The sequence below is a fragment of the Deltaproteobacteria bacterium GWC2_65_14 genome (genome assembly GCA_001797615.1).
Lineage (GTDB): Bacteria > Desulfobacterota > Deferrimicrobia > Deferrimicrobiales > Deferrimicrobiaceae > GWC2-65-14.
The window spans coordinates 67,687-68,188 of the sequence record MGPV01000062.1; the positions used below are offsets into that span (position 1 = coordinate 67,687).

Here is a 502-nt window from a genome sequence, read left to right on the forward strand (position 1 = left end):
CCGACGGGCGGCTGCCGTGCCCCGCCCTCCCCTCGGCGGAAAGGGTGAGCCACAGCGGCCCCTTCTCCCACAGGTTCACGAGGAAGAACTTCCCCTCCCCGAAGATGTCCCGGACCCCCACTCCCCCCTCGTTCAGGCCGAAGGCGCGCCCGAAGGAGACGGGGAGGTTGGCGACGAAGTGCTCGGCCCCCTCCTTCCCCCCGACCTCCTCGTCGGAGTTCGCCACCAGGAAGAGCTTCCGGCGCAGACGCCCGGACTTCGCCGCCGCGACCGCCGCGCAGAGGTGGGCGATGCCGAGCCCCTTGGTGTCCAGCGTCCCCCGGCCGTAGAGGTACCCGTCCCGGATCTCGGCGGAGAAGGGGGGGACGCTCCACTCCTGCGCCCTTGCGGGAACCACGTCCATGTGATGGATCAGGACCAGCCCCGGCTCCTCCGTCCCGCCGACATGGCAGAGCAGGTTCGGCTTCTCCGGGACCGCCCCGAAGGTGATCGGCGCCAGTCC

The 502-nt window shown here is 71.3% G+C and carries 1 pseudogene; it reads right to left on the reverse strand.

Going from position 1 to position 502, the window contains the following annotated elements:
• Positions 1-502, reverse strand: a pseudogene (locus A2X88_09740) (hypothetical protein).